The 25,559-nt window shown below is 56.5% G+C and carries 23 protein-coding genes and 1 pseudogene; 4 read left to right on the top strand and 20 right to left on the bottom strand.

Going from position 1 to position 25,559, the window contains the following annotated elements; translation table 11 throughout:
* Positions 1-11: 11 nt before the first annotated feature.
* Entirely contained in the window at positions 12-1,571 is a 1,560-nt protein-coding gene (locus tag BM449_RS00890; RefSeq protein WP_071799703.1) for an FAD-binding domain-containing protein, read from the top strand.
* A 151-nt stretch (positions 1,572-1,722) separates the two neighbouring features.
* Complete coding sequence (locus tag BM449_RS00895; RefSeq protein ID WP_233830893.1) at positions 1,723-3,372, top strand: FAD-dependent oxidoreductase; 1,650 nt, start codon at positions 1,723-1,725, stop codon at positions 3,370-3,372.
* 328 nt (positions 3,373-3,700) lie between these two features.
* Here BM449_RS00895 and BM449_RS00900 read toward each other — a convergent pair whose 3' ends face one another.
* From BM449_RS00900 to BM449_RS00935, 7 genes and pseudogenes are all read right to left on the bottom strand, one after another.
* Positions 3,701-4,042: a type II toxin-antitoxin system PemK/MazF family toxin gene (locus BM449_RS00900; protein ID WP_071799704.1), complete on the bottom strand. Its 342-nt coding sequence runs from the start codon at positions 4,040-4,042 to the stop codon at positions 3,701-3,703.
* 331 nt (positions 4,043-4,373) lie between these two features.
* Positions 4,374-5,465: pseudogene (locus BM449_RS00910) on the bottom strand (IS5 family transposase).
* 751 nt (positions 5,466-6,216) lie between these two features.
* Positions 6,217-6,477 carry a DUF2442 domain-containing protein gene (locus tag BM449_RS00915; RefSeq protein ID WP_071799706.1) on the bottom strand — a complete coding sequence of 87 codons (261 nt, stop codon included), beginning with the start codon at positions 6,475-6,477 and terminating at the stop codon, positions 6,217-6,219.
* Positions 6,470-6,703, bottom strand: coding sequence for a DUF4160 domain-containing protein (locus tag BM449_RS00920; protein WP_071799707.1), 234 nt, complete (start codon positions 6,701-6,703; stop codon positions 6,470-6,472). The genes BM449_RS00915 and BM449_RS00920 overlap by 8 nt, the downstream gene beginning before the upstream one ends.
* A gap of 134 nt (positions 6,704-6,837) precedes the next feature.
* Positions 6,838-7,191, bottom strand: a complete 354-nt coding sequence (locus BM449_RS00925) for a type II toxin-antitoxin system PemK/MazF family toxin (protein ID WP_071799708.1) — start codon at positions 7,189-7,191, stop codon at positions 6,838-6,840.
* 446 nt (positions 7,192-7,637) lie between these two features.
* Positions 7,638-7,946, bottom strand: coding sequence for an addiction module antidote protein (locus BM449_RS00930; RefSeq protein ID WP_205526831.1), 309 nt, complete (start codon positions 7,944-7,946; stop codon positions 7,638-7,640).
* On the bottom strand, positions 7,946-8,248 hold the full coding sequence (locus BM449_RS00935; protein WP_071799710.1) for a type II toxin-antitoxin system RelE/ParE family toxin: 303 nt from the start codon (positions 8,246-8,248) through the stop codon (positions 7,946-7,948). The genes BM449_RS00930 and BM449_RS00935 overlap by 1 nt, the downstream gene beginning before the upstream one ends.
* A 401-nt stretch (positions 8,249-8,649) precedes the next feature.
* Between BM449_RS00935 and BM449_RS14825 the strand changes: the two genes are divergently transcribed.
* Complete coding sequence (locus BM449_RS14825; RefSeq protein WP_145537238.1) at positions 8,650-9,060, top strand: hypothetical protein; 411 nt, start codon at positions 8,650-8,652, stop codon at positions 9,058-9,060.
* Between the two features lie 373 nt (positions 9,061-9,433).
* Here BM449_RS14825 and BM449_RS00940 read toward each other — a convergent pair whose 3' ends face one another.
* From BM449_RS00940 to BM449_RS14835, 4 genes are all read right to left on the bottom strand, one after another.
* Positions 9,434-10,051, bottom strand: a complete 618-nt coding sequence (locus tag BM449_RS00940; RefSeq protein WP_145537235.1) for a hypothetical protein — start codon at positions 10,049-10,051, stop codon at positions 9,434-9,436.
* Positions 9,996-10,643, bottom strand: a complete 648-nt coding sequence (locus tag BM449_RS14830; RefSeq protein WP_145537231.1) for a hypothetical protein — start codon at positions 10,641-10,643, stop codon at positions 9,996-9,998. Before BM449_RS14830 ends, BM449_RS00940 begins: the two co-directional genes overlap by 56 nt.
* Before the next feature lie 127 nt (positions 10,644-10,770).
* Positions 10,771-12,057 carry an RNA-directed DNA polymerase gene (locus BM449_RS00945; RefSeq protein ID WP_071799712.1) on the bottom strand — a complete coding sequence of 429 codons (1,287 nt, stop codon included), beginning with the start codon at positions 12,055-12,057 and terminating at the stop codon, positions 10,771-10,773.
* A gap of 408 nt (positions 12,058-12,465) precedes the next feature.
* On the bottom strand, positions 12,466-13,233 hold the full coding sequence (locus tag BM449_RS14835) for a hypothetical protein (RefSeq protein WP_145537223.1): 768 nt from the start codon (positions 13,231-13,233) through the stop codon (positions 12,466-12,468).
* Positions 13,234-13,315: 82 nt separating this feature from the next.
* Here BM449_RS14835 and BM449_RS00950 point away from each other — a divergent pair, with 82 nt between their 5' ends.
* Positions 13,316-14,269, top strand: coding sequence for an IS1595 family transposase (locus BM449_RS00950; protein ID WP_071799713.1), 954 nt, complete (start codon positions 13,316-13,318; stop codon positions 14,267-14,269).
* 1,229 nt (positions 14,270-15,498) lie between these two features.
* Here the strand turns inward: BM449_RS00950 and BM449_RS00955 are convergent.
* The 9 genes from BM449_RS00955 to BM449_RS00995 all read right to left on the bottom strand — a co-directional run bounded on the left by BM449_RS00955 (position 15,499) and on the right by BM449_RS00995 (position 25,447).
* Positions 15,499-16,557 (bottom strand): transposase, encoded by a 1,059-nt coding sequence (locus BM449_RS00955; RefSeq protein WP_071799714.1) that lies wholly within the window; start codon positions 16,555-16,557, stop codon positions 15,499-15,501.
* Entirely contained in the window at positions 16,554-17,462 is a 909-nt protein-coding gene (locus BM449_RS00960) for a site-specific integrase (protein ID WP_071799715.1), read from the bottom strand. The genes BM449_RS00955 and BM449_RS00960 overlap by 4 nt, the downstream gene beginning before the upstream one ends.
* Before the next feature lie 515 nt (positions 17,463-17,977).
* On the bottom strand, positions 17,978-19,036 hold the full coding sequence (locus BM449_RS00965) for a transposase (RefSeq protein ID WP_071799714.1): 1,059 nt from the start codon (positions 19,034-19,036) through the stop codon (positions 17,978-17,980).
* Positions 19,033-19,941 (bottom strand): site-specific integrase, encoded by a 909-nt coding sequence (locus BM449_RS00970; RefSeq protein WP_071799715.1) that lies wholly within the window; start codon positions 19,939-19,941, stop codon positions 19,033-19,035. Before BM449_RS00970 ends, BM449_RS00965 begins: the two co-directional genes overlap by 4 nt.
* Positions 19,942-20,337: 396 nt before the next feature.
* On the bottom strand, positions 20,338-21,243 hold the full coding sequence (locus BM449_RS00975; protein ID WP_071801816.1) for a tyrosine-type recombinase/integrase: 906 nt from the start codon (positions 21,241-21,243) through the stop codon (positions 20,338-20,340).
* 77 nt (positions 21,244-21,320) lie between these two features.
* Positions 21,321-22,832 (bottom strand): cryptochrome/photolyase family protein, encoded by a 1,512-nt coding sequence (locus BM449_RS00980; RefSeq protein ID WP_071799716.1) that lies wholly within the window; start codon positions 22,830-22,832, stop codon positions 21,321-21,323.
* Positions 22,823-24,037, bottom strand: coding sequence for an FAD-binding domain-containing protein (locus BM449_RS00985; protein ID WP_071799717.1), 1,215 nt, complete (start codon positions 24,035-24,037; stop codon positions 22,823-22,825). The genes BM449_RS00980 and BM449_RS00985 overlap by 10 nt, the downstream gene beginning before the upstream one ends.
* Before the next feature lie 6 nt (positions 24,038-24,043).
* Entirely contained in the window at positions 24,044-24,700 is a 657-nt protein-coding gene (locus BM449_RS00990) for a DUF3598 family protein (RefSeq protein ID WP_071799718.1), read from the bottom strand.
* 69 nt (positions 24,701-24,769) lie between these two features.
* Positions 24,770-25,447: an AhpC/TSA family protein gene (locus tag BM449_RS00995; protein ID WP_071801817.1), complete on the bottom strand. Its 678-nt coding sequence runs from the start codon at positions 25,445-25,447 to the stop codon at positions 24,770-24,772.
* Positions 25,448-25,559: the final 112 nt, after the last annotated feature.

Genomic DNA, 25,559 nt, shown 5'->3' on the forward strand with positions numbered 1-25,559 from the left:
GGGTCGCCTCCATGGGGCCGGTGCAGATCGTCTGGTTCAAACGGGATCTGCGCGTGGCCGATCACCAGCCGCTGCTGCAGGCCAGTCGCGGCGGTCCGGTGCTGCCGTTGGTGGTGGTGGAGCCCCTGCTCTGGCAGCAGGACGATTGCTCAGCGCGCCAGTGGGCCTTCTGCGCCGAGAGCCTTGAGGAGCTCCGCCTGGCTTTGGCCGCGCTTGGCCAGCCGCTGGTGGTGCGGATCGGTTCGGTGGTGGAAGTGCTGGAGCGGGCCCGCCGTCAGTTCGGTGTGGCGGGGCTGTGGAGCCATGAGGAAACCGGCAACAGCTGGACCTACGCGCGCGACCGGCAGGTGGCCCGGTGGGCCGCAAACCACGGCATCGCCTGGAGCGAGACCCCGCCGTTTGGTGTGTTCCGAGGTCTACGCAGCCGCAACGGCTGGGCACGCCGCTGGGAAGCTCGCATGGCTGAGCCGATCACAGCTGCTCCCGATGCCTTGCAGCCGCTGGTGGGCGTTGAGCCCGGCGCCATCCCCACCGCAGGCGAACTCGGCCTGGCGGTTGACCCCTGCCCGGGCCGGCAGAGCGGCGGAAGGAAGGAAGGACTGGCCCTGCTGCAGAGCTTTTTAGCTGTGCGAGGAGCCCGCTACCACCGTGAGCTCTCCAGCCCGCAGACGGCCTTCGCCCACTGCTCGCGCCTGTCCCCCCACCTCACCTGGGGCACCCTGTCGATGCGGGAGGTAGTGCAGGAGAGCCGGAGGAGGCGCAGCGAAGTGAAGGCTCTGCCGCCCACCACCCGTGCCACCTGGCCCCTGGCGCTGCGCGGCTTTGAGGAGCGATTGCACTGGCATTGCCACTTCATCCAGAAGCTTGAAAGCCAGCCGGATCTGGAGTTCAAGGAGCTCCATCCCCTCACCGCCGGCCTGCGCAGCAGCGACCCGGAGCGGTTAGCCGCCTGGGCCGAAGGACGCACCGGCCTGCCGTTTGTGGATGCCTGCATGCGCGCCCTGATCGCCACGGGCTGGATCAACTTCCGCATGCGGGCGATGTTGATGTCGGTGGCCAGCTACCAGCTGTGGCTGCCCTGGCGCGAGAGCGGCCTGCATCTGGCCCGCCTGTTCGTCGACTACGAACCCGGCATCCACTGGAGCCAGTGCCAGATGCAGTCGGGCACAACGGGCATCAACACGATCCGCCTCTACAACCCAATCAAACAGGGCCAGGATCACGATCCCCGCGGCAACTTCATCCGCCAATGGCTACCTGAACTGCACGCCATACCGGCTGTGCACCTGCATGAACCGTGGACGATGGCGCCCTCCACCCAGGAGCGCGTCGGCTGTGTGCTCGGGGTGCATTACCCATTCCCAATCGTTGAACCAACCATCGCTGCTCGGGAAGCCCGCGAAAAGATCTGGGCTCGGCGGCAGGAGTTGGGCTTTGCGGAGCTGGCCGATGCGATTCAGAAGAAGCACGGGTCACGCCGCTCTGGCCTGGCAGCGAGTGGGGGTCAACGGCGGCGCCGGTCGGTGGCTGGAAGCACCAACAATCAACAATTGGGGCTGAATCTAGGCTAAGCCTTGACCCAAAGACACTGACATTTGACAGGTAGAGCGAGACCGACAGCTCTTGCGACAGGATCAGGCTGATCTGTGCAAGGCCAGTCCTGTTTCTTACTTCCCCAGCTCTACACCAATGGGCTTTGAGTAGCTTGCAGAGGATCTGCTGATGCTTGAGCGAACGATGCCAGACGAAACCATGCTCGGCGGCAGAGAATCGCATGTGGTCGTCATCGGCGGCGGATGGGCTGGCTGGGGTGCCGCAAAATCACTCTGCGAAGCCGGTGTTCGCGTGACCCTGATCGATGGGATGGTCGATCCAACCGGCAGTCAACCAATCACAACCAAAAGCGGTAAACCATTTGAGGCGGGCACCAGAGGATTTTGGAAGGACTATCCCAACATCAATGCCCTCAGCGAAGATCTCAACATTGGCCCTATTTTCACTGACTTCACAACCAGTGCTTTTTGGTCACCCGATGGATTGGAAGCGACTGCTCCTGTTTTTGGAGAGCAGCCCCAGTGGCCAAGCCCCCTTGGTCAAGCGATGGCAACAGTGAACAACTTCAAGCAACTTCCGATTCAAGATCGACTCAGCATCGCAGGACTTCTCTATGCCATGCTCGACCTCTATCGCAGCGATGAGGTATTCCAGAAATACGACAAGCTTAGCGCTCAATCACTTTTTGAACAACTTGGCATCAGCGATCGGCTGATCAATGATTTCCTGCGGCCGATCATGCTGGTTGGTTTGTTCAAGCCTCCCGAAGAACTTTCGGCCGCTGTGACCATGGAGCTCCTCTATTACTACGCCCTGGCCCATCAAGACTCGTTTGATGTGCGTTGGATTCGCTCAAAAAGTATTGCGGAGCATCTTTTTGCCCCTCTCAGTCGAAGGCTGATCTCACACCATCATCTGCAGGTGCTTGGGGGAACCCTAGCGACACGGTTGAATCTGTCACGTGAAAAGCAAAGCATCACATCGGTTGAAATTCAGAGCATCAAAACAAAAGAAGTCACGGTGATTGATGATGCCGATGCGGTGGTTTTGGCGGTGGGTGCGAAAGGGCTCAAATCTCTGATGTCTCAATCACCAGAATGCAGCCATGCGGCACCAGAGCTGGTTGCCGCTGCTTCTCTCGGTTCAATCGATGTCGTTTCAACGCGTCTGTGGCTGGATCGCAATATCCCCATGGCTTACCCAGCCAATGTTTTCTCCCGCTTCGAATCGCTGAAGGGCGCGGGAGGCACATTTTTCATGCTGGATCAACTGCAAAAAGATTCAGAGGCGGCGCTATGGGGTGATGAGCAACCGCAGGGTTCGGTGATTGCCAGCGACTTTTACAACGCCTCTGCCATTGCAGTGATGAAGGATCAAGAGATCATTGATCTTCTCATCCATGAGCTGCTTCCCATTGCTCACCCCGAATTCAAAAACGCAAAGGTGGTTGATTATGAGGTGCGGCGTTATCCCGGTTCTGTGTCTCTGTTCTCTCCAGGCAGTTTCCAGAAGCGACCACCCTTGGAAACCTCTGTAGAAACGATTGTTTGTGCTGGTGACTGGGTGCGGATGGGCGACGAAGAACATGGTGCCAAAGGCCTGTGCCAGGAAAGAGCCTATGTGTGTGGTCTGGAAGCCGGAAACTCCCTGATCAGGCGCAACATTGTTAGAGGCCCGAATCCACCGGAGAGCAGCCAACATCCCGTGATCCCAATTCGTGCCGACGAACCACAAGTTGTCCTAGGCCGTGCTCTCAACAAAATCGTAATGGATCCAATCGAGGCCTTTGGCCTGAAACTACCTTGGTTTGACTCCTAGCGTCCATCACCATCGCTGGACCGAGCGCATCATCAACCACTGCTCTGATGTCCTGTGCTCAAATGTGAGGGCAGGCGTGACCGTGATAGTCATTCAGGGGGCTCCTTTGCGTAGCTCCACGTATTGCTCGATGGCTCAATAAACAACTAGTTGCCTATATTATTCCAAAGTTCAAATACTGCTCGAACAGTGCTACGGAGTCCTTCTGAAGCTCTGCCCTCTATGACTTTTTACCGCCTAACCCCCAAGAGCAGGTGCGGGCAAGTGCTTAAGATGATGAGCATTAGGCACTAATCCCATCTTCTAAGTCTGGATGTTAGCCAGGCCATTACGCAACAAACATATCCTGTAAAACTCTCAGAACTTTAAGAAGAGTCACTTCAGGGAGAACGCCGAGCCGTTTGACTAACCGCTCTCTATCGACAGTCCGCAACTGATCAGCAACGATATGACCATTCTTGCCTTGAAAGGTGCAAGCAATACGGAATGGGTAGGGATGACCTCCAGTCGTCAGCGGTGCAACGATAAAAGTACTCATATGGGTATTCAGTTCATTGGGTGACACAATTATGCAAGGCCTTGTCTTTCTGATTGCTTGCCCTCGCGTTGGGTTCAAAGAAACCAGGAAAATATCTCCTCGGGAAACGGCGAGGTCAGTCACCACTCCCATTCCTCATCGTCGAACTTGGTAGAGATGGTGTCATCAAGAAGTACCTCCGGGGCAAAGGCAGCTGCCGCCTCAGCCCAGCCAGCCCGTGCTTTTGCAATGGCTGTGATGGTGAGAACCCCTGGAGAGGCGTGGATCTCCACCTCATCCGACAATCCAGCCTCTTCCAGCAGAGGCTTCGCAAGGCGTAGGCCCCGTGAGTTTCCAATCCTGACCAGTTTCGCCCTCACAACTCATCCACGCCAACAATGTGATCACATTGTAGCCACGCTTCTGGCTTTGGCGGTGGTCTCTTCGGCTCTGGTTAACGCTCAAGATCAGCGGCGGGCGGAGGCTAATAAATAAAGTCCCATCTCAGCTCCCGTCCGATGGATCTTGATGTTAGGACTAACTGGCGCAGGCCGCCCCACTGTTTGATCCAGCCAAATACTTTCTCGATGCCGCGGCGGGCATTGATTGATTTGGCGTAGCCCTCATGGCGTGCAGTGCGGCCATCGATGGCGGAACCACCAGGGCGGCTGGTGTTCTGAGCGACGTGCGGCGTCACGGCAATGCGGCGCATCTCGGCGACAAAACCCCTGGTGTCGTAGTTCTTGTCGGCACCAAGGGTTTTCTGGTGGGCACCGGGGATGTCAGCCGCCATCGCCTTGGCGGCATCCCGTTCTCCAGTGCCCGTGGCTTGGGTGACGCGACAGTCCACGATCAGGGCATGGCGGTTGTCCATGAGCACGTGCCCCCTGTAGCTCGGTTGGGCGGGGTGGGCGTTGGACTTGCGGGCCAGCAAGGCGTCTGGATCGACGCTGGAGCGATGGGTCTTGTTGCTGAGCTTGATGCTGCGGAAATCCCCCTTGGCCCGCTTCTTGCCGGGCTTTGGAGTGCCAAAGCCCTCGCCAGGACCTGATGGCGGTGGCGGTGGGTCCTCCTGCCCGTCGATCCGCTCCAGCGAGGCATGGGATGCACAGGCCTGCAGCAGGGTGCCATCCACTGAAAAGTGCTCGTCGCTGAGCAGCGGCTTGACCTCTGGAGCGCCCATCAGCTTCTCCAGGAAGCGCCCCATGACGTCGTCATTGAGAAGCCGCTCGCGGTTCTTGGTAAACGTGGTGGGGTGCCAGATCGGATCATCCGGGCTCAGGCCTACAAACCAGCGAAATAGCGAAATAGCAGGTTGTAGTGGAGCTGCTCCAAAAGCAGCCGCTCCGATCGAATCCCGTAGAACGCCTGCAGCAACGAGGCCAGCAGCAGTTGCTCGGGCGGCACCGAGGGCCGGCCTTCCGCGGCATAACAGGTCACAGAAGGTGGGATTGAGGCGATCGAGGGCCTGATCCGCCAGCTTCCGGATCCGCCGCAGCGGATGGCTGGCCGGGATCCGCTCCTCGATCGACACGTAGGAGAACAGGGAGCCACTGCGCTCCTGGTGACCTCGCATCTGGGCTGGGCAGTTGATCCATTTTCGCGCAGGCCTGGTTTTTCAGCAAACTCTTAGCAGCAGCAGGCAAGAAAGACGATTGTCAAAAAACTTCGACTAGAGTAACATCATATTACATTCTGGCGCTTATCATGGGATGCAAAAAAACTCGATATTATTTCATTGTTAAGATATTTAAAAAAAATTGATTATGATTAAAACGGCAAGACATCAGCTGAATGCAATTCTCCTGCTGCTGGCAACCAGTGCAATTGCTTCCCCCGCTCTTTCTCAAGAATCGCCTAGACGCGCCAATCCAGCCGCATCCCAGAACTTGCGTGCCCAATCCATACCGGACATTTCAGCAAGTGAGATGATTATGACTGGCATTACTGCCGACATGGACTATGTCAAGAAGCAGGATCGTCCTCGCGGAATTTCAGTTAATACATATGGACTGTGCCGCTTTAGCGAACTAGGACAATCCCGCGTTTTTTGCACTAACCCTAGGAACTTAGCTCAAATTAGTCGACCGCAGAACCCAGGGGACAGTCGAATCAGCACTTTTGCCCAGCGCGAAGAAGATGATATTAGGCTCGGGGTGCGTCCTAGCGGCGGACGACAGGCAAGATACCTTTGGTGCCGATTTGGACCCCAAGGTGGTTCCCGCAGCGAATGCGCCAGTTAATCCTAACGTTAGCCATCACCAGAACGCAATAAGACTAAGAAATCGAACCGAACCTTCCGGTGGCTGCTCTGGTGTATGGCGTTGTTAGCTGGTCAGCGCCTTCACCCGCGGCGATGGTGCGCCACGAAGAAGGCCCTCCACGCTCAGATCCTCATCAATATCCGGCCAGTGGATTCCAAAGCCAGCCCCAGCAATCTCCCAATTCTCGCGCTCCCGAGGGGTGGCATGTAAAAGCCGCGGATACCAAGCCAGAGGTGCAGAGATAGAGCGGCCGTCTGCGAGGTCAACAATCAGCTTGTCCTCTGTGCAGGCAACATCTGTGACCCGTTCGCCAGGGTTAGCCATGAAACTCCTCCCACGCTCTCGACAGGATAGCTCTGTTCATGCTGACCAGCCGTTCAATCTCACGAAGCTCTTTGGCCCTAAAGCCAAGGCTTGAGGAAAGTGCCACTGGCGTGAGCCAAACTTTGCATGAAGCCTGATCTCGGTCAACATGAATATGAGGAGGTTCGTTTGGCTCGTGACTGTAGAAGTAGAACCGATACGGGCCGCTTCTGAGAATTGTCGGCATCCGTGATCGCCATCATCACTCAAAGCATAGCCAGCACGGGGTTCCTGTACAGCTAACGCCCAAGATCACCTGCACGCAGGAAGCTCATGAGAATATCAGGGCTTCCTAGGAGGCGTGACAGGTGGATCTTGGTATTAGAAGGTGTCACCATTCAGGCCTCTTCGGAGGATCTTGACCAATGCATCCATCACTCCAACCATCTTCGCATCTTTAAGTCTGCCTGCCTTTCCAATAATGATCGAAGCATTCGCAGTAAACAACTTTACGATGCGTACAAAGCTCTCCCGCCTAAGCCCGCCTTCGGCAAAGTCACTTCCCAAAAGAGGAATCGCGAGTCTATCCGCGTAGGCTTTGCTCGTAATCTGACAAAGGATGAAGTCTGCCATTCCAACGTCTGCAATGATCAAGGCAGGTCTTCGCTTGGATTGGGACAGGTCTGAATAGGGGAATGGAATTAAAACTACGTCTCTTATTGAAGGTGGGCCCATGCAGCTTCCTCTTCTGAGTTCAGCCAGTCTGCAGACAGAGACCTTTCGCTTAAGGAAACTCCGCTGATGACAGAGTCAGGCTCTTCAGTGGGAACAGAAACAAACACCCTCGCCCCCTTTGCCAGACGAACATGGCTACTTATCTTGATGCGTCCATCTGTTTCAACAATTGCCTCAAATACATTTTCCATAGATCGGAGTCACTGGTATGTGCCTGAGTTCTTTCAGCATAGCCCCAATGTTGTCGTTGTGAAGGCAGGCTTGACAACGCAGACGTAGGCATTGGCATGGCCACACTCATCCTTCCAACGCTGCCCCTGAGTGGCAGGCAGAATTTTAATGCTATCAAAACGAATTCGTTGGCAGCCTGTCCACTCCAGGGGCATGTTCGAAGGTGTCGCATCACCACAGGCATCTTTCTCGGACCTATACCCCGCCAGCAGAGTTCAAGTCACCTCCGCTTCACTTCTCACGCCGGCGCTCAACTTCAGTCCAAGAGCCGTGACGACTTTCAGGATGGTGTCAAAGCTCGGGCTGCGCTCACCAGACAGGGCCTTGTAGAGACTCTCCCTGGAAAGACCCGAATCTCGTGCCACCTGGGTCATCCCCTGGGCACGTGCGATGTCGCCCAGAGCCTTTGCAATGAAGGCAGCATCACCATCAGCCTCCTCGATGCAGGCTTCCAGATAGGCCGCCATATCCTCCGGTGTTTGGAGATGCTCGGCAACGTCGTACAGGCTGGTCGTAGTTTTCATCAGGTCGCCTCCGTCAGGTTGTCTGCCAAAAGAAGGGCTTCATCAATGTCCTTGGCTTGTGAGCTCTTGTCTCCGCCAGCCAAAAGGATGATCAAGGTGGTTCCCCTCTTCAGGTAGTAGACCCTGTATCCAGGGCCATAGTTGATCCGCAACTCCGACACGCCGGACCCGACGGGCTTGACGTCACCAGGATTGCCGCCGATGAGGCGCTCGATCCTGGCCAGAACCTTCGCCCGTCCTCTCAGATCACGGAGACCCACAAGCCAACGCACGAACCGCTCTGTCTGGCGGACTTCAACCATCCGTCAACTGTAGCTTCCTGGCTACGGCAATGGAACCCTTCTTGCGAGCCACATCAAGGTCGACACATCCTTCGAACGCTGCTCCTGAGTGGCAGGCAGTTAGTGCCAATCTGTAGCAGAGGTCTTATGGAGGCCTGTCCACTCCAGGAGCTTGTTCGAAGTGTCATATTTACTAGCTTAATTCGCAAAATATCTGCATTCACCGAGTAGTTTTCCCAAGAGAATAAATGACTCCAGCTCTAGGACCGGGATTTTAAATCCTGGAAGTGATGCGAATACGCAATGCTGATAAACTTATTCACCTCTGCTACCTTCTGAGTCACAACGGGTTTGGTATTAACTCAAGCCAGTCAAGACGGCGTGAATGGGGATCCTGTACACTCACCCAAAAACTTGGTGCGATGACCAGCACAGGTCGTGGTCGAGGGGCAACCTACGCTGAAAGTACAAAGCTCCAGATTATTCGGGCAGTACTGAGGCAGCCGGGGCGTACTGGTAGGCAGATTGCTGAGTCTCTTGGTCTTCACCGTTCAAGAGTCAACGCATTTCTTTACGGCGAAGGGAAAAGGCGCTTCGGCTTAATGGAATCCAACTGGCGGTGGTATCCAGGCAGAGCACATGAACCTTGGATGCCCAGTAACCGGGCAACAGAACCAGCATATCAGGATCATCCAGTGGTCGAACAGACAGAAAGCGTATGCGCGATTCTGTCGAGAATGAGCATTACAAATGCGACACTGAAGATTCGTACTCTTTCACTTAAACTTGTTGAGCTTGCATTTGGTGAAGATGAATATCCAGCTTTGGACTAACGGCTGCAAGCTGAGTTGATAATCAGGAAGAAGACCCTGGAATCAGCCTCCAAAGAAGTTCAGGTGGTCAGGCATGGTTCAAGTCGTTGGGCGTGGGTCATTATTGTCGTTCTTGGAGTTTGGGTGCTGACGTTGCTGAGCAATCAGAAACCAGCAGATAACCAGAATAATCTGCAGCAGTCAGGTGAAGCTGAGCGGGTGTTGCCTGGGCAGTAAGGAAGTGAGTTCCGCAATGCAACATAGAGCCACAACCAAGAAAGATAAAGGGACGAGATATAAATCTCGCCGACCCTTCGAACGCTCCAGATCAGAAGCGGGCATTTGTTCATAGCCTCAGCCAATTCCTTCTGCTCCCGCCTTCTGTATCTGGATGTTAGGTAGCTCCTTCAACTCCCAGAAGCATCATAGATGTGATCTCTGGCCACTCATACTCCTTGCGTCGATGCATTACCCATTTTTCAGCCTCCCTGTGGATTTGTACGTGCCAGTAGAGGCGGCCGTCTTCCCGAATGGTCTGATTCATCCCCTCTAGCTGAGACTTGATGAACTCTAAAGGTAAAACGGCAATCTGTTCTGGCGATCCACAGCCAAAGCACGCATATGCAGATGATGCCTCAGACAGCTTCTCAAGTTGGTGCTGCTGAAACGCAAACCAATAACCGGGCCCACTAGAATTCTTATACTCCTTGGACACGGCACAAGTTATTGTGAGGCCTGAATCAAGATCACCAAAAACCACCCTTGATTGCTTGGTTAGATCTGCATTAAAGAACTTTCCGATCTTGTCTACACATGCAAGATTGAAGGAGACAGGCTTCTCTCGCTCTTTTGGATCCCTTCCGCTTGGGGTGTCTTCGCTTCCGTCTTCGCCAGCTAGCTCTTCCGGGGTTTCCTCCAGGATATCTTCTGCTGTCGAAAAGACAAGATCAATGATCTCATCTACCCGGGTGTACTCCCGGGTAGATGAGAACTTCGCGAATCCGTGCTTCAACGGAAGGGCTATCAAGATCCTGGCGAATCTTCATTAGACGCAAGAGAGCATCAATAGATATCAGGCGAACATCCCAAGCATAGCGAGAGCCGCGAATCTGGGCTTCAAGTTCACCAGTGTCTTCGCGCCCTACAATGATTAGTATTGACGACTGGTCTTCGCTAATCCGGCCAGCTTTAATGAGCCGCCTGCGATACGTTGCAACAGTTTCTACTGGGAGCCGATATGCATCAGTGGTCTTAACTTCTGCAACAATCGCATGATTGTTCGGCGCAGTCCAAATGCCGTCATGCCCAATATCACTCTTGGTTCCACGATATCGGCCTGGATCAACTTTAAATCCCAGCCGTGAGGCAATTTCGTTGACTATATCCTGTAGGGCTAAACCGGAATCCTTGAATGCACTTTCAAGGCAATCGTTAGCATACTTGCCAATAAGATCGCCTGGGACTCTGGCCAGAAAGTTACGGAATTCTGCTGGTGCCGAGTTGTTGTCGCCGAGCTTTCCATCACCCGCGAATCCAATGATCTGGTCTACGCGCTTGGCTCGAATCTGCTCAGGATTCTCCTTCCAGATCTGAATGAGAGTCATGGGTCACCATTCGTCATCGGAGTCTACCTAACGCTTTCCATCACCTGGCCGCAGATTCTTCTTGCGTAAACAGACACCCTGCGGCGCGGCTCAGGTGCATGGCCATGTTGGACTGCTGCTATAACCCTCAGTATTGGGTAATCCCTGTTGGGGACATTGATGGTACTCTTGGTTCAGGGACAGGAGCCGTAGCAGGTGGTGCTGCAGCGGCCAAATCATAAAAACTGACACCAGCACTCTTGAGAAAGCTGAAGCGCGGATCGCTATTCACGTGGTCGACGCCATGAACCGACGGAAGCCACCCTTTGATATTCGCTTCATAAGCTAGTAGCCAGTTCTCGTCGTAGAGCGCTTCAGTAGTCATATAGCTGCTCCACAGGGTAGAAACTATGCCTCCGGGTATGAGCCCTATGTCATTTGCATGCAGCGTGAGAAGTGCAACAAACGAGTTGTCGCACTCAACAAGTGCCGATGCTGAGGCAGAATCAATCTGGATTCTCAATGCGAGACAGGCCCACAGCGACCATGCCACTTCGCTGGTGTGATCAAGGCGTGCGTGTTCCGTGATGATCGTGCAGAGTGCCTGCTCTAGGGCTGCATGGGGGCAGGGTTCACCATCATTCACGCGGCGAATGAGTGTCTGAAGTACATACGGAAGGCAGGCTGGTTCCGGAACTGCGCAGTTGAGGAGCAGAGTGCAAAAGATGTTCCAGTTGCTGGGATCGATTTTGATACCACTCACACGGGCAACTGCATACTGCAAGACTGGTTGACTTGAATGAATTTCCGCCAAGTAAAATGCAAGAGTAAAATAGTCAATCAGTTCGGTTAGCTGGGATCTTGCCTTTGCAGAGTCGAGCGGATGTCGTCTCAATTGAGCCACCCAAGTCGAATCAAGTGGCGCCGGCAAATTAATTACCTTTGTCTTCCTTGGATTTAAGGCTAATCCATACTTTGCCAAGATGCTCTCTAGTCGATGAAACGCCTCATCGGCTTCCGTCCTACTTCTAAAGCCAAGTTCGTAATCGTCAATATAGCGATGACCTCGCAGGCCTGGAATGGTATTTATCAATTCCTTGTCACAGGCCTGCATCAGTATTTCAGCAAGAACTAGAGATGTGTCAGGCCCAATTGGTATTCCGACTGTTTGTCCGTCTTGCGCGGATCGCACAAGTAGATCTAACCGGTTTCCCAATAGCGTGTTGTCTCGCTTTCGTTTGGCAACCGCCTTAGTGTGCAGCACCCAAGGAAGGGAATGGGTATAAATTGAATGATAGAAACGACTAATATCTGTCTTTAGAATAAATCTGTTGTTGCGCCTTGACTCGACTGCGTCTAGCGCACGATGGCTTTGGGGCTTAGACGCTTGTATAGCCCTTCCCGAGGATGCGAATACTGGATTTGTTGCCGACATAATAGTACCACCTACGGCCGGAATTAAGTCGGCCCAGTTAGATACTATCTCAAGTGCCAGTGCATGTTGACTGACTGGATTTGGAACATCTAGGGCGCGGCGAAGAAGACCACCACGGGCTAAAGAGTAACGTGCCGGCTTTGTCGTCTCTAGTCGACCATTACGCTGGCTAGAGTCAACCTGAAATCCTGAAGGCAGAGTGGCACCTGGTGCGGTACAGGTGCTAGCAAGCGTTTCAGTTGTGAACGGGTTCGGGAGTTCTCTGGGAAAGTAACCCCTCGCGAGAATGTCTTTCAGAATCACAGTGCCACCAAGGTAAAGGAGTCAGTCCAACGCTCAAGATCAGCGGCGGATACTATCTCATCGCTCGAGACAAGCAATACAGGACCCGCCCGCTGCATCTTGATGTTATACGCCTGCCTCAGTAAGTGATACTATAGCAAGATCAGGTTCTGCATGGGTCTTGCACACAAAGCGTTCTGCAAGGCCATGGTGTTTCTCGTGAATCAAATGGCACAACGGCTTTTCAGTTAAGAACATATCGCAGTAAGGCAGGGCCATTCCGGCATGGCGAAGATCGGCAAGATTGTTGACTTTGTATCTTCTGTTTCTTTGCCATCGGAAAGCCGCGTGAAGAGTGACGAATGTCGTCAGAGTTGGCAACTTATCCTCCATCTTGTCTAGCTTGAAAATGTTGTATATCAAGTTTGCAGCTGTCTGACCTATCGAAGGGTCTGGTTTCGCATTCAGATCTGCACCTGCTCCAGCTTCACTCAGATAAATCTGAAACATAATCTTCGAAAGGGAGTCTTTTAGAAGACTCAGAATACCAGCCAGTTCAATCATGAACAGCTGTTTAAACGAGCTGAATTCATTTGCGTTGGCAAACTTTCCTTTGTTGTACTTATCTGCAGAATCGGGGATGGGCTTCCACTCTGGGCGACATCCAAGATGTTGGAATATATCGGCAAAGTCTGCATTCCACATCTGATCAAAAAATGCTTTTTCAATAGCATCAGACTGCTCCCTGGTAAATGACTTTGACTGAGGTGCCACATACCCAAGGACATAGCCACATTTCGTCCATATCGAATAACTTATATCGTGCGTTGTATCAATTTCTCCTTTATGCTGAGCGAAGAAATACCATAATTCAGCATCTATTCGAGTGAACAAGTCCGAACTTGATTAGGCAGCAAGCTCCGCAGGCAGCCCTTTTGGGACCTAGGCTGGTACGCATATACCAGTCGTCACTGCCATGGCTATGAATCGGATCCAGTTCCAGGCCAGCCTGTCGCTGCCCCAGTTTATTGAGCTCTACGGAACCGAGCAAAAATGTGAAGTTGCCCTGGAACAGGCGCGCTGGCCTGATGGTTTCCGTTGCCCACGTTGTGAGGGCAAGGAGTACGGGCTCATCATTGGCAGGCGCCACAAGCGCTATCAGTGCCGGAGCTGTCGTCATCAAGCCACCCTCACGGCCGGTACCATCTTGGAGGCAACAAAGTTACCTCTGACCACCTGGTTCCTTGCCTTCTACCTCGTCGGCCAAGCCAAGACAGGAATCTCCTCACTAGCTCTGAGGCGTCATCTCGGTGTGAACTACCGAACGGCATGGTTGCTTCAGAACAAGATCATGCAGGCAATGAAAGAACGTGATGGCGCCTATGTCCTCAGAGGAAGGGTGCAGGTGGATGATGCCTACCTTGGCGGAGAACGCTGTGGTGGCAAGCCTGGTCGTGGATCGGAGAACAAGGTGCCGGTCGTGGCAGCCGTCTCTGTCGATGAGGCGGGCCACCCCCGGTATATAAAACTTGCCACCGTGCCCACGTTCTCTTTTGCCGCTATTGCTGATTGGGCCCAAGATTCACTGGCGATAGGCTGTGAAGTGATCTCCGATGGGCTGGCTTGCTTTCGCGCCGTTGCAGAAGTCGGTTGCTTCCATCATCCTGTGGTCGTAAAGGGTCGTCATCCCAATGAATTACCAGAATTCCGTTGGATTAACACGGTGCTCAGCAACTTGAAAACCAGCTTCAGCGGCAGCTTCCATGCCCTTCGCTTCGAAAAGTACGCTGATCGCTACTTGGGCGCCTTCAGCTACCGCTTCAATCGGCGGTTCAATCTGGCGGCAATGACCGAGCGTGTGGTTCATGCCATCTGCAGCTGTCAAGCACGGCCGGAACGACTCCTGAGGTGTGCGGAGTTTGCTACCTAATCGAGAGTCCGAAAGGCATATGGCCCCAGATAGTTCATCAACCAGTCGAATAGTTGCCAAAAGTGTATCTGGATCGCTTTGCATGAAGATCTCAGCAAAGCTATCCTGCGAAATGGGACAGATTGCACGCTCGGATTCAACGGCATTACGAATTAGATCGAGAAGTGCAACGAGGTTCTCGTCAGTCCTCCGACCTATGGCCACGTCACGAAACATTATCCAATATCTAGTGTCTAGGTATATCTTGTAACGCCCAGTTATTGAAGTCGCTAACTCGATGTGCCGGCTACGAACATATGAGGACGGAGCAATCTCGGGCTGTCCCAAGTGCTGCATAAGTGTGTTTACTAACTTCATGGGGGCAAGGCGGAGCGTGGTAGTCTCTCTTTGCAAGTAGCGGGCTGTTCGGAAAAGTCTAAACGAGTAACGCTCAAGATCAGTGGCAGGTCGTAGCTCTGTGATTTAACATGAATGTCAACTTCCGTCCGCAGTACCTTGATGTTAGACGGCTAATGAACTCTTGGTTTATGGTGCTGCACCCCCCTCGTTCCGCTGCTTGTGCTACTGAAATCAATATGAAGAAAACAAGGGAAAGTCCAAGAGATTAGGCTCTTACTATCGCGGAGCTGGAAAGTGCTGTTCGGCAAAATTCTTCAGTTCATTGTCGCTGAATTCTTCTGGCACATCCACTGAGAGGGCAGCTGTTCCTGCAGCATTAAGTGCATAGAAATAGTCTTTACTGTGCGTGTCGTTCGCAAATGCGATGCGCCTTCCTGTGATTTGTTTCAGCATGAGCCGTGAAGATAACATCACGAGTTTCTGAGATTTGTGTCACATCAAATTCAGGTGGCAAGTTCATGGCAGATATGAATCTGCCTAAAAGCTAATCACGAACTTTGCCATTGTCAATATCTGTAGCATCGGCTCCCTAGTCCGTATAACGAATATGGATAGATCGTGCGCAGCCACGATCTTATCCGAAGTTGAACAAGCCCGCAACTCAGAAATCCAAGGCCTACTGCAGAAACATCCAGCCTGATTTCACAGTTGCTCCAGATTCACTGTGGGGGCAATGGCCTGTCGCATGACCCACATGACTCTGGCGTTGCGTCACTGGTTAGTATAAGGGCGCAACCGTACTGGCAGGCCAGTTCTCTGCATAGGGATCGGCCTGGATCAGGCTATAGGGTCTATCTCTCGATTGATCTTCTAGGCCTTTCTTGATCGGCTCAACACAATCGTGGTGCCATATTGCGCACCCGCACGGCGATGATGTTCATCACCCCTCTGCAACGTGGGCAGAGAATGGGGGGCTTTTGGCTCGCTGCTGGCTGATCTGGTAGCGACACCCTGAGAAGGAGTTGCACCAGCTGAATCAGTCGCTTGCAATGGCCATGCAGGATGCCGAAATCGCGGACACGACGGAACCGTTTAGGCAGTACATGCCGCAGAAGCAGCCAGAGGAAGTCACCCCCGGGCACAGTCTGGATTGTCTCGTGTCCCTGGTTGTCCGTCGTTCGGAACGTTACCTTGCCATCCGCGTCAGAAAGGATGTTCTTCTCAGGTAGAACGCCTCGATACAAATAGCGACCAAGGTAGAGCAAGACCTTGTCGCCACGTCCCACATGCTTGCAGTTCACCACCCATTCCTGCGGCAGGGCTGTCTTAATTTGCAAGCCAAGTCGCCGCATTCCCTCATACCACTTGGCACGGAAGACCTTGGCCAGGTTGGCAGCATGAAACAGGTACTGTGTCGCCTTAGTCCTCCATTCCTGACGCTGCTGATTCACAGCACCTGCAGGCACAATCAGATGCACGTGTGGATGGAAATAGAGTTTGCGGTTATGGGTATGCAGTACAGCATGGGCACCGATCTGCCCCTTGAGTTTCGGGTCACGCCGAGCGAATGAATCAATTGTTTGCCAGGCTGTTTTCAGCAACAGATCGTAGGCGGTGCGCTGATGCTGCCAGATCAATGGCCGTAGTTCTGCCGGTACCGTGAAGGTGATCAGGAAATACTGCACAGGTAGCAACTTGGCTCGTTGCCGTTCAATCCACTGTTGGCTTTCATGGTGCTGGCAGTGCGGGCAACTGCGATGGCCGCAGGAATGGGGGATCTTGATGGTGTGTTCACAGTCAGAACATTGCAGCACCATCAGGTCGCTGCCTTGACGGCGGCAGCGCCGCATCGCCTGCAGAGCCTGGCGATGACTCGGCAGCAGTTGAGGGCCATGGCGGCGTTCCAGGTCGCCCTGGTAACGCTCCACCAATTGGGAGAGAAGAATCATGACTCCTCCACCCAGCGCAGCTGGAAGCCGCTCAGCAGCGTTTCAATGCGATCGCCGGTGTGATCGCGGACCACCTTGGTGATGTGGGCGTAGCGGGCTGTGGTGTTGCTATGGCTGTGCCCGAGCAGGGACTGGATGAGGCGCAGGTCCATTCCCTGCTCCAGCAGGTGCGTGGCGTAGGCGTGCCGCAGCGAGTGAACCGTGAGCCTCTTCTCAATCCCGCATTCCAGGCGAGCTGCTTTCAGTGCCGCCTGCACGCCGCTGGCATCCATCGGTGCACTGGCGATCCGCACGATGAATTGGCTGCCGGCCGGACTGGGGAACAGCAACCGGGGATGGCGGTGAGTCGTCCAGAAGCGACGCATGGCTTCCAGCGTCAACGCCGGCATCGGAACGTAGCGATCTTTGCCGCCCTTGCCATCGCGAATATGCACGCGTCGCTGTGAACCGTCGATGTCGGACACTTCCAAGGCCAGACCTTCACTGATGCGCAGGCCCAGGCTGTAGATCACCAGCAGAACAATCCGGTAGCGCAACTTGCGCACCGTATTGATCAGCCTGTGCACTTCCTCGCGAGTTGGAATATCCGGCAGGCTATGAACTCGAGGTGGACGGATGATCTTGATCCACTCCATCTCGCGATCGAGCACATAGCGATGGAAAAACTGCAGACTGCAGAGATCGACCTTGATCGTGCTCCACGAATACTGCTCAAGCAAAGCGGCAAAGTAGTCTTTGAGTTCAGAGGGGCTGAGATCATCAGGGCAACGGTCGAAATGACCGGTCACTCGACGTAGCGTTCGGCTGTAGCTGTCGATCGTCTTGCTGCGTAGGCCATGCAGCCTCATCGCTTGCAGGTTCGCATCAAACAGGCCATCAAAGCGCTCCTGTTCAGCAGGATCCATTGCGGTAGCTTCCCGTTGGAAAGACGAAGGGAGTGGGCGCATCAATAGATGCGCTTCCCTCAGTGTGTTCTCGGAAGACCTCCGCAGTCAGAACACAACAGGAATTGTTCAGCCTTGGTCCGCAGCATCAACCACGTGGGATGGCCTCAAAGACAAGACGAAGCTCCGACTCGAAGTCGTTATATTATGCTTGGATTTTAAATCTGCCGCGTAGCGGCTTTGTTCAACGAATATGGATAGATCGTGCGCAGCCACGATCTTATCCGAAGTTGAACAAGCCCGCAACTCAGAAATCCAAGGCCTACTGCAGAAACATCCAGCCTGATTTCACAGTTGCTCCAGATTCACTGTGGGGGCAATGGCCTGTCGCATGACCCACATGACTCTGGCGTTGCGTCACTGGTTAGTATAAGGGCGCAACCGTACTGGCAGGCCAGTTCTCTGCATAGGGATCGGCCTGGATCAGGCTATAGGGTCTATCTCTCGATTGATCTTCTAGGCCTTTCTTGATCGGCTCAACACAATCGTGGTGCCATATTGCGCACCCGCACGGCGATGATGTTCATCACCCCTCTGCAACGTGGGCAGAGAATGGGGGGCTTTTGGCTCGCTGCTGGCTGATCTGGTAGCGACACCCTGAGAAGGAGTTGCACCAGCTGAATCAGTCGCTTGCAATGGCCATGCAGGATGCCGAAATCGCGGACACGACGGAACCGTTTAGGCAGTACATGCCGCAGAAGCAGCCAGAGGAAGTCACCCCCGGGCACAGTCTGGATTGTCTCGTGTCCCTGGTTGTCCGTCGTTCGGAACGTTACCTTGCCATCCGCGTCAGAAAGGATGTTCTTCTCAGGTAGAACGCCTCGATACAAATAGCGACCAAGGTAGAGCAAGACCTTGTCGCCACGTCCCACATGCTTGCAGTTCACCACCCATTCCTGCGGCAGGGCTGTCTTAATTTGCAAGCCAAGTCGCCGCATTCCCTCATACCACTTGGCACGGAAGACCTTGGCCAGGTTGGCAGCATGAAACAGGTACTGTGTCGCCTTAGTCCTCCATTCCTGACGCTGCTGATTCACAGCACCTGCAGGCACAATCAGATGCACGTGTGGATGGAAATAGAGTTTGCGGTTATGGGTATGCAGTACAGCATGGGCACCGATCTGCCCCTTGAGTTTCGGGTCACGCCGAGCGAATGAATCAATTGTTTGCCAGGCTGTTTTCAGCAACAGATCGTAGGCGGTGCGCTGATGCTGCCAGATCAATGGCCGTAGTTCTGCCGGTACCGTGAAGGTGATCAGGAAATACTGCACAGGTAGCAACTTGGCTCGTTGCCGTTCAATCCACTGTTGGCTTTCATGGTGCTGGCAGTGCGGGCAACTGCGATGGCCGCAGGAATGGGGGATCTTGATGGTGTGTTCACAGTCAGAACATTGCAGCACCATCAGGTCGCTGCCTTGACGGCGGCAGCGCCGCATCGCCTGCAGAGCCTGGCGATGACTCGGCAGCAGTTGAGGGCCATGGCGGCGTTCCAGGTCGCCCTGGTAACGCTCCACCAATTGGGAGAGAAGAATCATGACTCCTCCACCCAGCGCAGCTGGAAGCCGCTCAGCAGCGTTTCAATGCGATCGCCGGTGTGATCGCGGACCACCTTGGTGATGTGGGCGTAGCGGGCTGTGGTGTTGCTATGGCTGTGCCCGAGCAGGGACTGGATGAGGCGCAGGTCCATTCCCTGCTCCAGCAGGTGCGTGGCGTAGGCGTGCCGCAGCGAGTGAACCGTGAGCCTCTTCTCAATCCCGCATTCCAGGCGAGCTGCTTTCAGTGCCGCCTGCACGCCGCTGGCATCCATCGGTGCACTGGCGATCCGCACGATGAATTGGCTGCCGGCCGGACTGGGGAACAGCAACCGGGGATGGCGGTGAGTCGTCCAGAAGCGACGCATGGCTTCCAGCGTCAACGCCGGCATCGGAACGTAGCGATCTTTGCCGCCCTTGCCATCGCGAATATGCACGCGTCGCTGTGAACCGTCGATGTCGGACACTTCCAAGGCCAGACCTTCACTGATGCGCAGGCCCAGGCTGTAGATCACCAGCAGAACAATCCGGTAGCGCAACTTGCGCACCGTATTGATCAGCCTGTGCACTTCCTCGCGAGTTGGAATATCCGGCAGGCTATGAACTCGAGGTGGACGGATGATCTTGATCCACTCCATCTCGCGATCGAGCACATAGCGATGGAAAAACTGCAGACTGCAGAGATCGACCTTGATCGTGCTCCACGAATACTGCTCAAGCAAAGCGGCAAAGTAGTCTTTGAGTTCAGAGGGGCTGAGATCATCAGGGCAACGGTCGAAATGACCGGTCACTCGACGTAGCGTTCGGCTGTAGCTGTCGATCGTCTTGCTGCGTAGGCCATGCAGCCTCATCGCTTGCAGGTTCGCATCAAACAGGCCATCAAAGCGCTCCTGTTCAGCAGGATCCATTGCGGTAGCTTCCCGTTGGAAAGACGAAGGGAGTGGGCGCATCAATAGATGCGCTTCCCTCAGTGTGTTCTCGGAAGACCTCCGCAGTCAGAACACAACAGGAATTGTTCAGCCTTGGTCCGCAGCATCAACCACGTGGGATGGCCTCAAAGACAAGACGAAGCTCCGACTCGAAGTCGTTATATTATGCTTGGATTTTAAATCTGCCGCGTAGCGGCTTTGTTCAACGCTGATTAGGCGGGTCCGGTAACCGCCTCTTGTCTGTGGATCTAACCAGCCTAAGCACTCGTCCTGATCCTCGCATCGGCAGGAAAGCCCTGCCGTCACAGATTTCTCAGATTGAGTCTGCAAGCCCCTAGCAGTTTATGCGGACCCGATAACCATCTGTTTGTTTGGTTACAGAAGATCGACCGGGCTGCTCACCCCCAGCGGTCCCCTGTTCAGCACGTGGGTGTAGATCATGGTGGTTTTGACATCACTGTGCCCCAGAAGTTCCTGGATTGTGCGGATGTCCTGCCCCCGCTCCAGCAGATGGGTCGCGAACGAGTGGCGGAAGGTGTGGCAGGTGGCTGGCTTGGTTAGTCCAGCTGCCAGCACGGCGCGGCGCACCGCCTTCTGGATCAGGCTGGGGTCGAGATGGTGTCGGCCCTGTTGTCCGGAGGAGGCGTCGCGCCACCGCTGATGCTGCGGAAACACCCATTGCCAGCCCTGGGCCAGGTCTTCCCGGTGGATCTGTCTCACCGCCTCAAGATGCCCTCTGAGCCGGACTCCCAGGCTCTCCGGCAGCAGGGTGCGGCGATCCTTGCCCCCTTTGCCATCACGCACCATCAGCTCGTGTCGGCTGAAGTCAAGATCGTGCACCCGCAGCCGCAGGGCTTCGATCAGCCGCAACCCACTGCCATACAGCAGGCCAGCCACCAGCGCCTCCACTCCATACAGTCTTTGCAGCACGGAACGGACCTCCTCCGGCGTCAGCACCACGGGTAGCCGTGGGCGCTTGCGGGCCCGCACCACCCCCTCCAGCTCCAGATCGCGATCCAACAGTTCCCGGTAAAGAAACAGGAGTGCCGCCAGGGCCTGGTTCTGGGTGGAGGCACTCACCTGCTGCTCCACGGCCAGATGACTGAGAAAGGCATTCACTTCGGCACTACCCATCTCCCGGGGATGCCGCAGCTGGTGAAACCGCAGAAAGCGCCTGAGCGACTGCTCATAGGTCTTCACAGTGCGGCGGGCGTAGTGACGCACCTGTAGTTCTTCTCGGTAGCGCTGGATCAGTCCTGGCGGGCGGGCTTCTGTGGCCACAAGCCTTTCACTGTGGAGGGGATTTTCCCAGAGTTCCCAATCAGTGGCTCCCTCAGCCACGGCAACGATCGGGAAAATCAAGGCACAACCGTGGCGCGCGCCAGGAAAGCTTCAGCTGCAGCGCTTAAGCCAGCTCGGCGCTCTGGATCCATCTTGTCGAGCAGGCTCACCATCATCGAGAGGCGGGGGTTGGCACGGAAGAAGGTGCGGTGGTGGTCAATGAAGCGCCAGTAGAGGCCATCCCAGATCTCGCACCAGGGGCCGCGTTTGAAGTCGCCCATTTTAAGGATGTAGTTGGAGCCGCCGATGTAGGGCTTGGTGGCAAAGAGGCCGCCATCGCTCATCTGGCCCATGCCGTACACGTTCGGGCCCATCACCCATTCGTAGGAATCGAGGTAGCGCTCCATGAACCAGCGCTGCACCTCCTTGGGGTGGATCTCACACAGCAGCATCAGGTTGCTGATCACCATCAGCCGCTCGATGTGGTGGTTGTAGCCGAGGCGATTGACTCGCTCGATCGCCGCATCCAGGGGCGGCAGGCCGCTGCTGCCGTCGTTCCAGCAGGGCGCCAGCTGGCGGTGGTGGTTCCAGAAGTTGCTGATCTCCTGGCGTTCGCCATGCACCCGATCGATGCCGCGCACGAACTCGCGCCAGCCGATCAGTTGACGCAGAAACCCCTCCAGCGAGGCGATCGGCAACGCCTGTTCGCTGTCCTGTCGATCGCTCACATGCTTCAAGGTGGCGGCGATCACAGCAGCGGGCGTGAGCAGGCCGATGTTCAGGAGCGCCGAGAGCAGCGCGTGGTGGAGCGTGTCGTGCGTTCGGCTGAGGGCGTCTTCGTAGGGGCCGAACCCGTTCAGCCGGTCGTGGAGAAAGCGTTGCAGCCAGGCATCGGCGCCGGCGTGATCAAAAGGGATCCAGAGATCGCCCAGCTCGCCGGGGTTGTTCGCGAATTGGCTCTCGATCAGCTTGCGCAGTGCCGGCTCATGGCCACTGGCCCCAACGGCAGGCAGGGATGGCTCGTCATAGCCCTTCGGCAAGCGGCGCCGGTTTTCGGTGTCGAAGCTCCAGCGGCCGCCGCTGGGTGTGCCGTCGGCTTCCAGCAGCAGCCCCAGGCGTTGGCGCTGCCGTTGGTAGAAGGTCTTCATCCAGGGGCGGCGGCGGCCTTCGAACCAGGCCTGGCTCTCGGCAATCGATTCGAGGAAAGCGGGCGAAGGCAGCACGCTCAGCTGCACGCCGTGGTCCTGGCAGAACTGTTGCAGGGTTGCTTCAAAGCGGCGATCAGCGATCTCGGCCACCTGCAGGGTGTCGCCATCGCCCAGTTCCGATCGGAGCCGCTGCCAGAACGGCACAGCCAAGGAATCGGCCAGCTCGAAATAACGCACCGCCAAGCCCTGCTCAACAAGGGCATCACGGAAGCTGCGCATCGCCACGAAGGTGTGGAGCAAGCGCAACTTGTGGTAGCGATAGGCCGAAGCCACGCCGTGGTCTTCGATCATCAGCACCCGGCTGCCGGCGGCGAGCTGCAGCGCCGAAGGGCTGAACCACTCGCGGTGCAGCTGATCGCCCAGAATCAGGGTTAAGACCATCGCGTCTGGTGCGTCAGATCAGGGTCATAGCGGCGCACCTGGCGCTCCAGATCGAAGCGGCGTGGTGCTGCTCCACCGAAGCTGCGGGGATCGGAGCCCACACCAGCCAGATAGGCCCAGTTGCCCGTGTTGAGGGCGGGATGGGCGTCGATCAACCACCACTCGAAGCAGCGGGCGCCCCAGGTCCAGGGCAGACGCAGCTCGTTGATGAAGTGCGAGGCCACCCACTGGCGACCCCGGTTGGAGAGGTAGCCAGTGGCGCGCAATTCGCGCAGCTGGGCATCAATCAAGGGGTGGCCGCTCTGTGCCAGCTTCCAACGCCGAAAGCGCTCGCGGTTGGCGTCCCACTGGGGTGGTCGCTGCTGGATGCCGCCGGGGGCATGGAAGGCCGCCCCGTGGCGCTGCTCCGACCAGATGAAAAACTCACGCCAGAGCAATTCCTGCTTCATCCATTCAGAGCCCTCATCAGCGCCATGGCTGGCCTGGTAGTTGAGCAGCTCCTGCCAGATCCGCCGCACCGAGAGCGACCCGATCGCCAGGAAGGGGGAGAACTTCGAGGAGAACTCCGTGCCCACCAGTTCGTTGCGGCTGGCCTTGTAGTCGCGAAGGCCGGTGGAGTCGAACACGTAGTGCTGCAGCCGGGCGAGGGCCGTGGCTTCATCGCCGCAGAAGGGGAAGGCGCTGCGTGGATCGCATGCGCTGGGCTCGGGCGCTGGGATTGGCTGCTGCGGCTGCAGCCAGGCCTGGGGCCAAGCCTCCAGCCCAGCGCCGAGGCCTGTGAGATCGGCTGGCGGCAGCGGTGGCTGCGGAGCCTGCTGCAAGCCGCGACGGAACTCCGCAAACACCCGCGGAAACGTTTCGGCCGGGATCGGCCAATCGGCAAAAAGCCGGCTCTCCTGGCCCTGCAGCACCACAGCGGGGACGACCAGGCCACGGATCGTTTCGAGCGCTTCGGCGGTGGTGCTCTGCGGGAACTGGAGCAGGGGAATGGCCACCGCCGCCAGGTTGGCCTGCAGTGAGGCCATGGCCTCTCGCTCCAGCCGTTGTTGGTGGGGACCCCGCAGCCGCTGGCCCTCGCGCCGGCAGACCAGCACGATCAGGCGCTCACCATGCTGGCGGGCTAGGGCCGCAGCCTCGTGGAAGGCGGGCTGGTCATCGAGGCGCAGCTGCCCTTCGAGAGCCACCGCGATGGTGGTCTCACTCACCGGGGGTTACCAAGGTTTTGGACCGAGGTGATCCAGCCTGGCAAGCACAGCCGGCTGCGCTTGGGGCAGGCCGTTGGCGCCATAGCCACGCTCGATCACCAGCCTCCGGCCCGGCTCGGGCTGCCAGCAAAGCTTGACCGCCAAGGGATCGCCGAAGCGCCGCTCCAGCGCAGTGGTGAGGGTGAGGTCGGCGGTGAGCTGCCAGGAGCAACTGGCAGGGGCTTCGTCACCCTCCACCAACACAGCTCGCAGGGGCTGCGCCGGAGCGGGATCGGCAACTCCGGGACGGGCCTCCACCACGACAACCACGCTCTCAAGTCGTTCGGCGCCATGACGCACCACCACCCGGCGGCGGCGCTCGCCATCCACCAGGCAGAGCTCCATCACGGCTGGCCAGGGGCCAGTTTTGTCGGGGCCGAGGCTCCAGTGGCCCTCGGGGCTGATTGTCATCAAGTCCGGTGGGTCAACGAAACGCATCGTCGCCACCTTGCCGGTGTTCAGGTAAGTGAGAGCCGCTTCGATCTGGCCGTCTAATTCCTGCACGTGCAGGCGTGTACCGAAGCGCTCGCTCTCGAGGCCCTGGCCATCCAGGCGGATGAAGCTGCCTTCCCAGTGGCCGGCATTGTGGTCCAGCAAGTTGGCTCGGCGATTGGAGCTGGGCACTGGTTGGCGTAAGGCAGAGGGCCCTCGATGCTGGCAACCGGATGGACTCCAGCGTGGCTGGCGCAGGCATCAGCTGAGGAAAGGATCCAGGAAGCTGAGCGGCCTGGCCATCGTGGCCGAAAAGCCGAGGATGCCCGCGTCCCGATGGCTGTAGAGCAGGGTGTCGTCGACGCCCAACAGGAAGGTGCCGCCCCGCTGGGTGAGGAAGTCATCCCGTGGGACGTAGGTGCGCCAATGGCCCAGCACCTCAGCCATGTTGCGCAGCCGCATCGTGGCCAGCTCAAACGGTCGCTGGAACCCGCTCCCGCCCGCTTTGGCAAAGAAGGAACCCTTGATCGGCGGCAGCGGGCCCGCCTGGATGGTGTCGTCGTCGGCGATGCGCTGGGGAGCGCTGCGATCGCCCGTGTAACCACGCAGCACCTCGGCCAAGGTGCCCGGTGAGCCAATGCCGGCGCACATCAACAACAGGTTCGGCCAGGCACCGCCCGGCTGCTGCAAGCCTTCGTAGAGCCCCAGGGCTCGATGCAGCTGGGGTTCGGCGTTCACCAGCAGGTTCTGCAGGGGGAACCCGGTGAAGGCGCAGAACCGCTTCCGGCCCGCCTCCGCGCCGATGCCGATCGCCAGCACGGCAATGCCGGCAGACTCCAGCCGCGGCAAGGCGGGCACCAGGGCCTGGGCGTATTCGAGGCTGTCAAAATCGCCCAGCTGGGGCAGCAGCAGCACAAGCCGGCGGCGGCCCGATCCCATCCCCTCCACCTGCGCCAGCAGCTCCAGCAAGGCAGGGACCGCAACAGGCCAAGCCTCGGCCAAAGCGGGATCGACGGTGGACACGGGGCTCGGCGCACGCATGAAGCGTCCA

This window comes from Synechococcus sp. SynAce01, from assembly GCF_001885215.1.
GTDB lineage: Bacteria > Cyanobacteriota > Cyanobacteriia > PCC-6307 > Cyanobiaceae > Regnicoccus > Regnicoccus frigidus.

Bases quoted from the DNA above. Each gene is read 5' to 3' on its own strand.
- BM449_RS14825 (WP_145537238.1), top strand. From the start codon at position 8,650: ATGACCAGCACAGGTCGTGGTCGAGGGGCAACCTACGCTGAAAGTACA.
- BM449_RS00925 (WP_071799708.1), bottom strand. From the start codon at position 7,191: ATGGGCCCACCTTCAATAAGAGACGTAGTTTTAATTCCATTCCCCTAT.
- BM449_RS00980 (WP_071799716.1), bottom strand. From the start codon at position 22,832: ATGGTCTTAACCCTGATTCTGGGCGATCAGCTGCACCGCGAGTGGTTC.
- BM449_RS00895 (WP_233830893.1), top strand. From the start codon at position 1,723: ATGCTTGAGCGAACGATGCCAGACGAAACCATGCTCGGCGGCAGAGAA.
- BM449_RS00930 (WP_205526831.1), bottom strand. From the start codon at position 7,946: ATGAAAACTACGACCAGCCTGTACGACGTTGCCGAGCATCTCCAAACA.
- BM449_RS00920 (WP_071799707.1), bottom strand. From the start codon at position 6,703: ATGCCGACAATTCTCAGAAGCGGCCCGTATCGGTTCTACTTCTACAGT.
- BM449_RS00900 (WP_071799704.1), bottom strand. From the start codon at position 4,042: ATGGGAGTGGTGACTGACCTCGCCGTTTCCCGAGGAGATATTTTCCTG.
- BM449_RS00890 (WP_071799703.1), top strand. From the start codon at position 12: ATGGGGCCGGTGCAGATCGTCTGGTTCAAACGGGATCTGCGCGTGGCC.
- BM449_RS00935 (WP_071799710.1), bottom strand. From the start codon at position 8,248: ATGGTTGAAGTCCGCCAGACAGAGCGGTTCGTGCGTTGGCTTGTGGGT.
- BM449_RS00950 (WP_071799713.1), top strand. From the start codon at position 13,316: ATGGCTATGAATCGGATCCAGTTCCAGGCCAGCCTGTCGCTGCCCCAG.
- BM449_RS14830 (WP_145537231.1), bottom strand. From the start codon at position 10,643: ATGACTCTCATTCAGATCTGGAAGGAGAATCCTGAGCAGATTCGAGCC.
- BM449_RS00995 (WP_071801817.1), bottom strand. From the start codon at position 25,447: ATGGGATCGGGCCGCCGCCGGCTTGTGCTGCTGCTGCCCCAGCTGGGC.
- BM449_RS00970 (WP_071799715.1), bottom strand. From the start codon at position 19,941: ATGGATCCTGCTGAACAGGAGCGCTTTGATGGCCTGTTTGATGCGAAC.
- BM449_RS00960 (WP_071799715.1), bottom strand. From the start codon at position 17,462: ATGGATCCTGCTGAACAGGAGCGCTTTGATGGCCTGTTTGATGCGAAC.
- BM449_RS00965 (WP_071799714.1), bottom strand. From the start codon at position 19,036: ATGATTCTTCTCTCCCAATTGGTGGAGCGTTACCAGGGCGACCTGGAA.
- BM449_RS00945 (WP_071799712.1), bottom strand. From the start codon at position 12,057: ATGTCGGCAACAAATCCAGTATTCGCATCCTCGGGAAGGGCTATACAA.
- BM449_RS00915 (WP_071799706.1), bottom strand. From the start codon at position 6,477: ATGGCTAACCCTGGCGAACGGGTCACAGATGTTGCCTGCACAGAGGAC.
- BM449_RS00955 (WP_071799714.1), bottom strand. From the start codon at position 16,557: ATGATTCTTCTCTCCCAATTGGTGGAGCGTTACCAGGGCGACCTGGAA.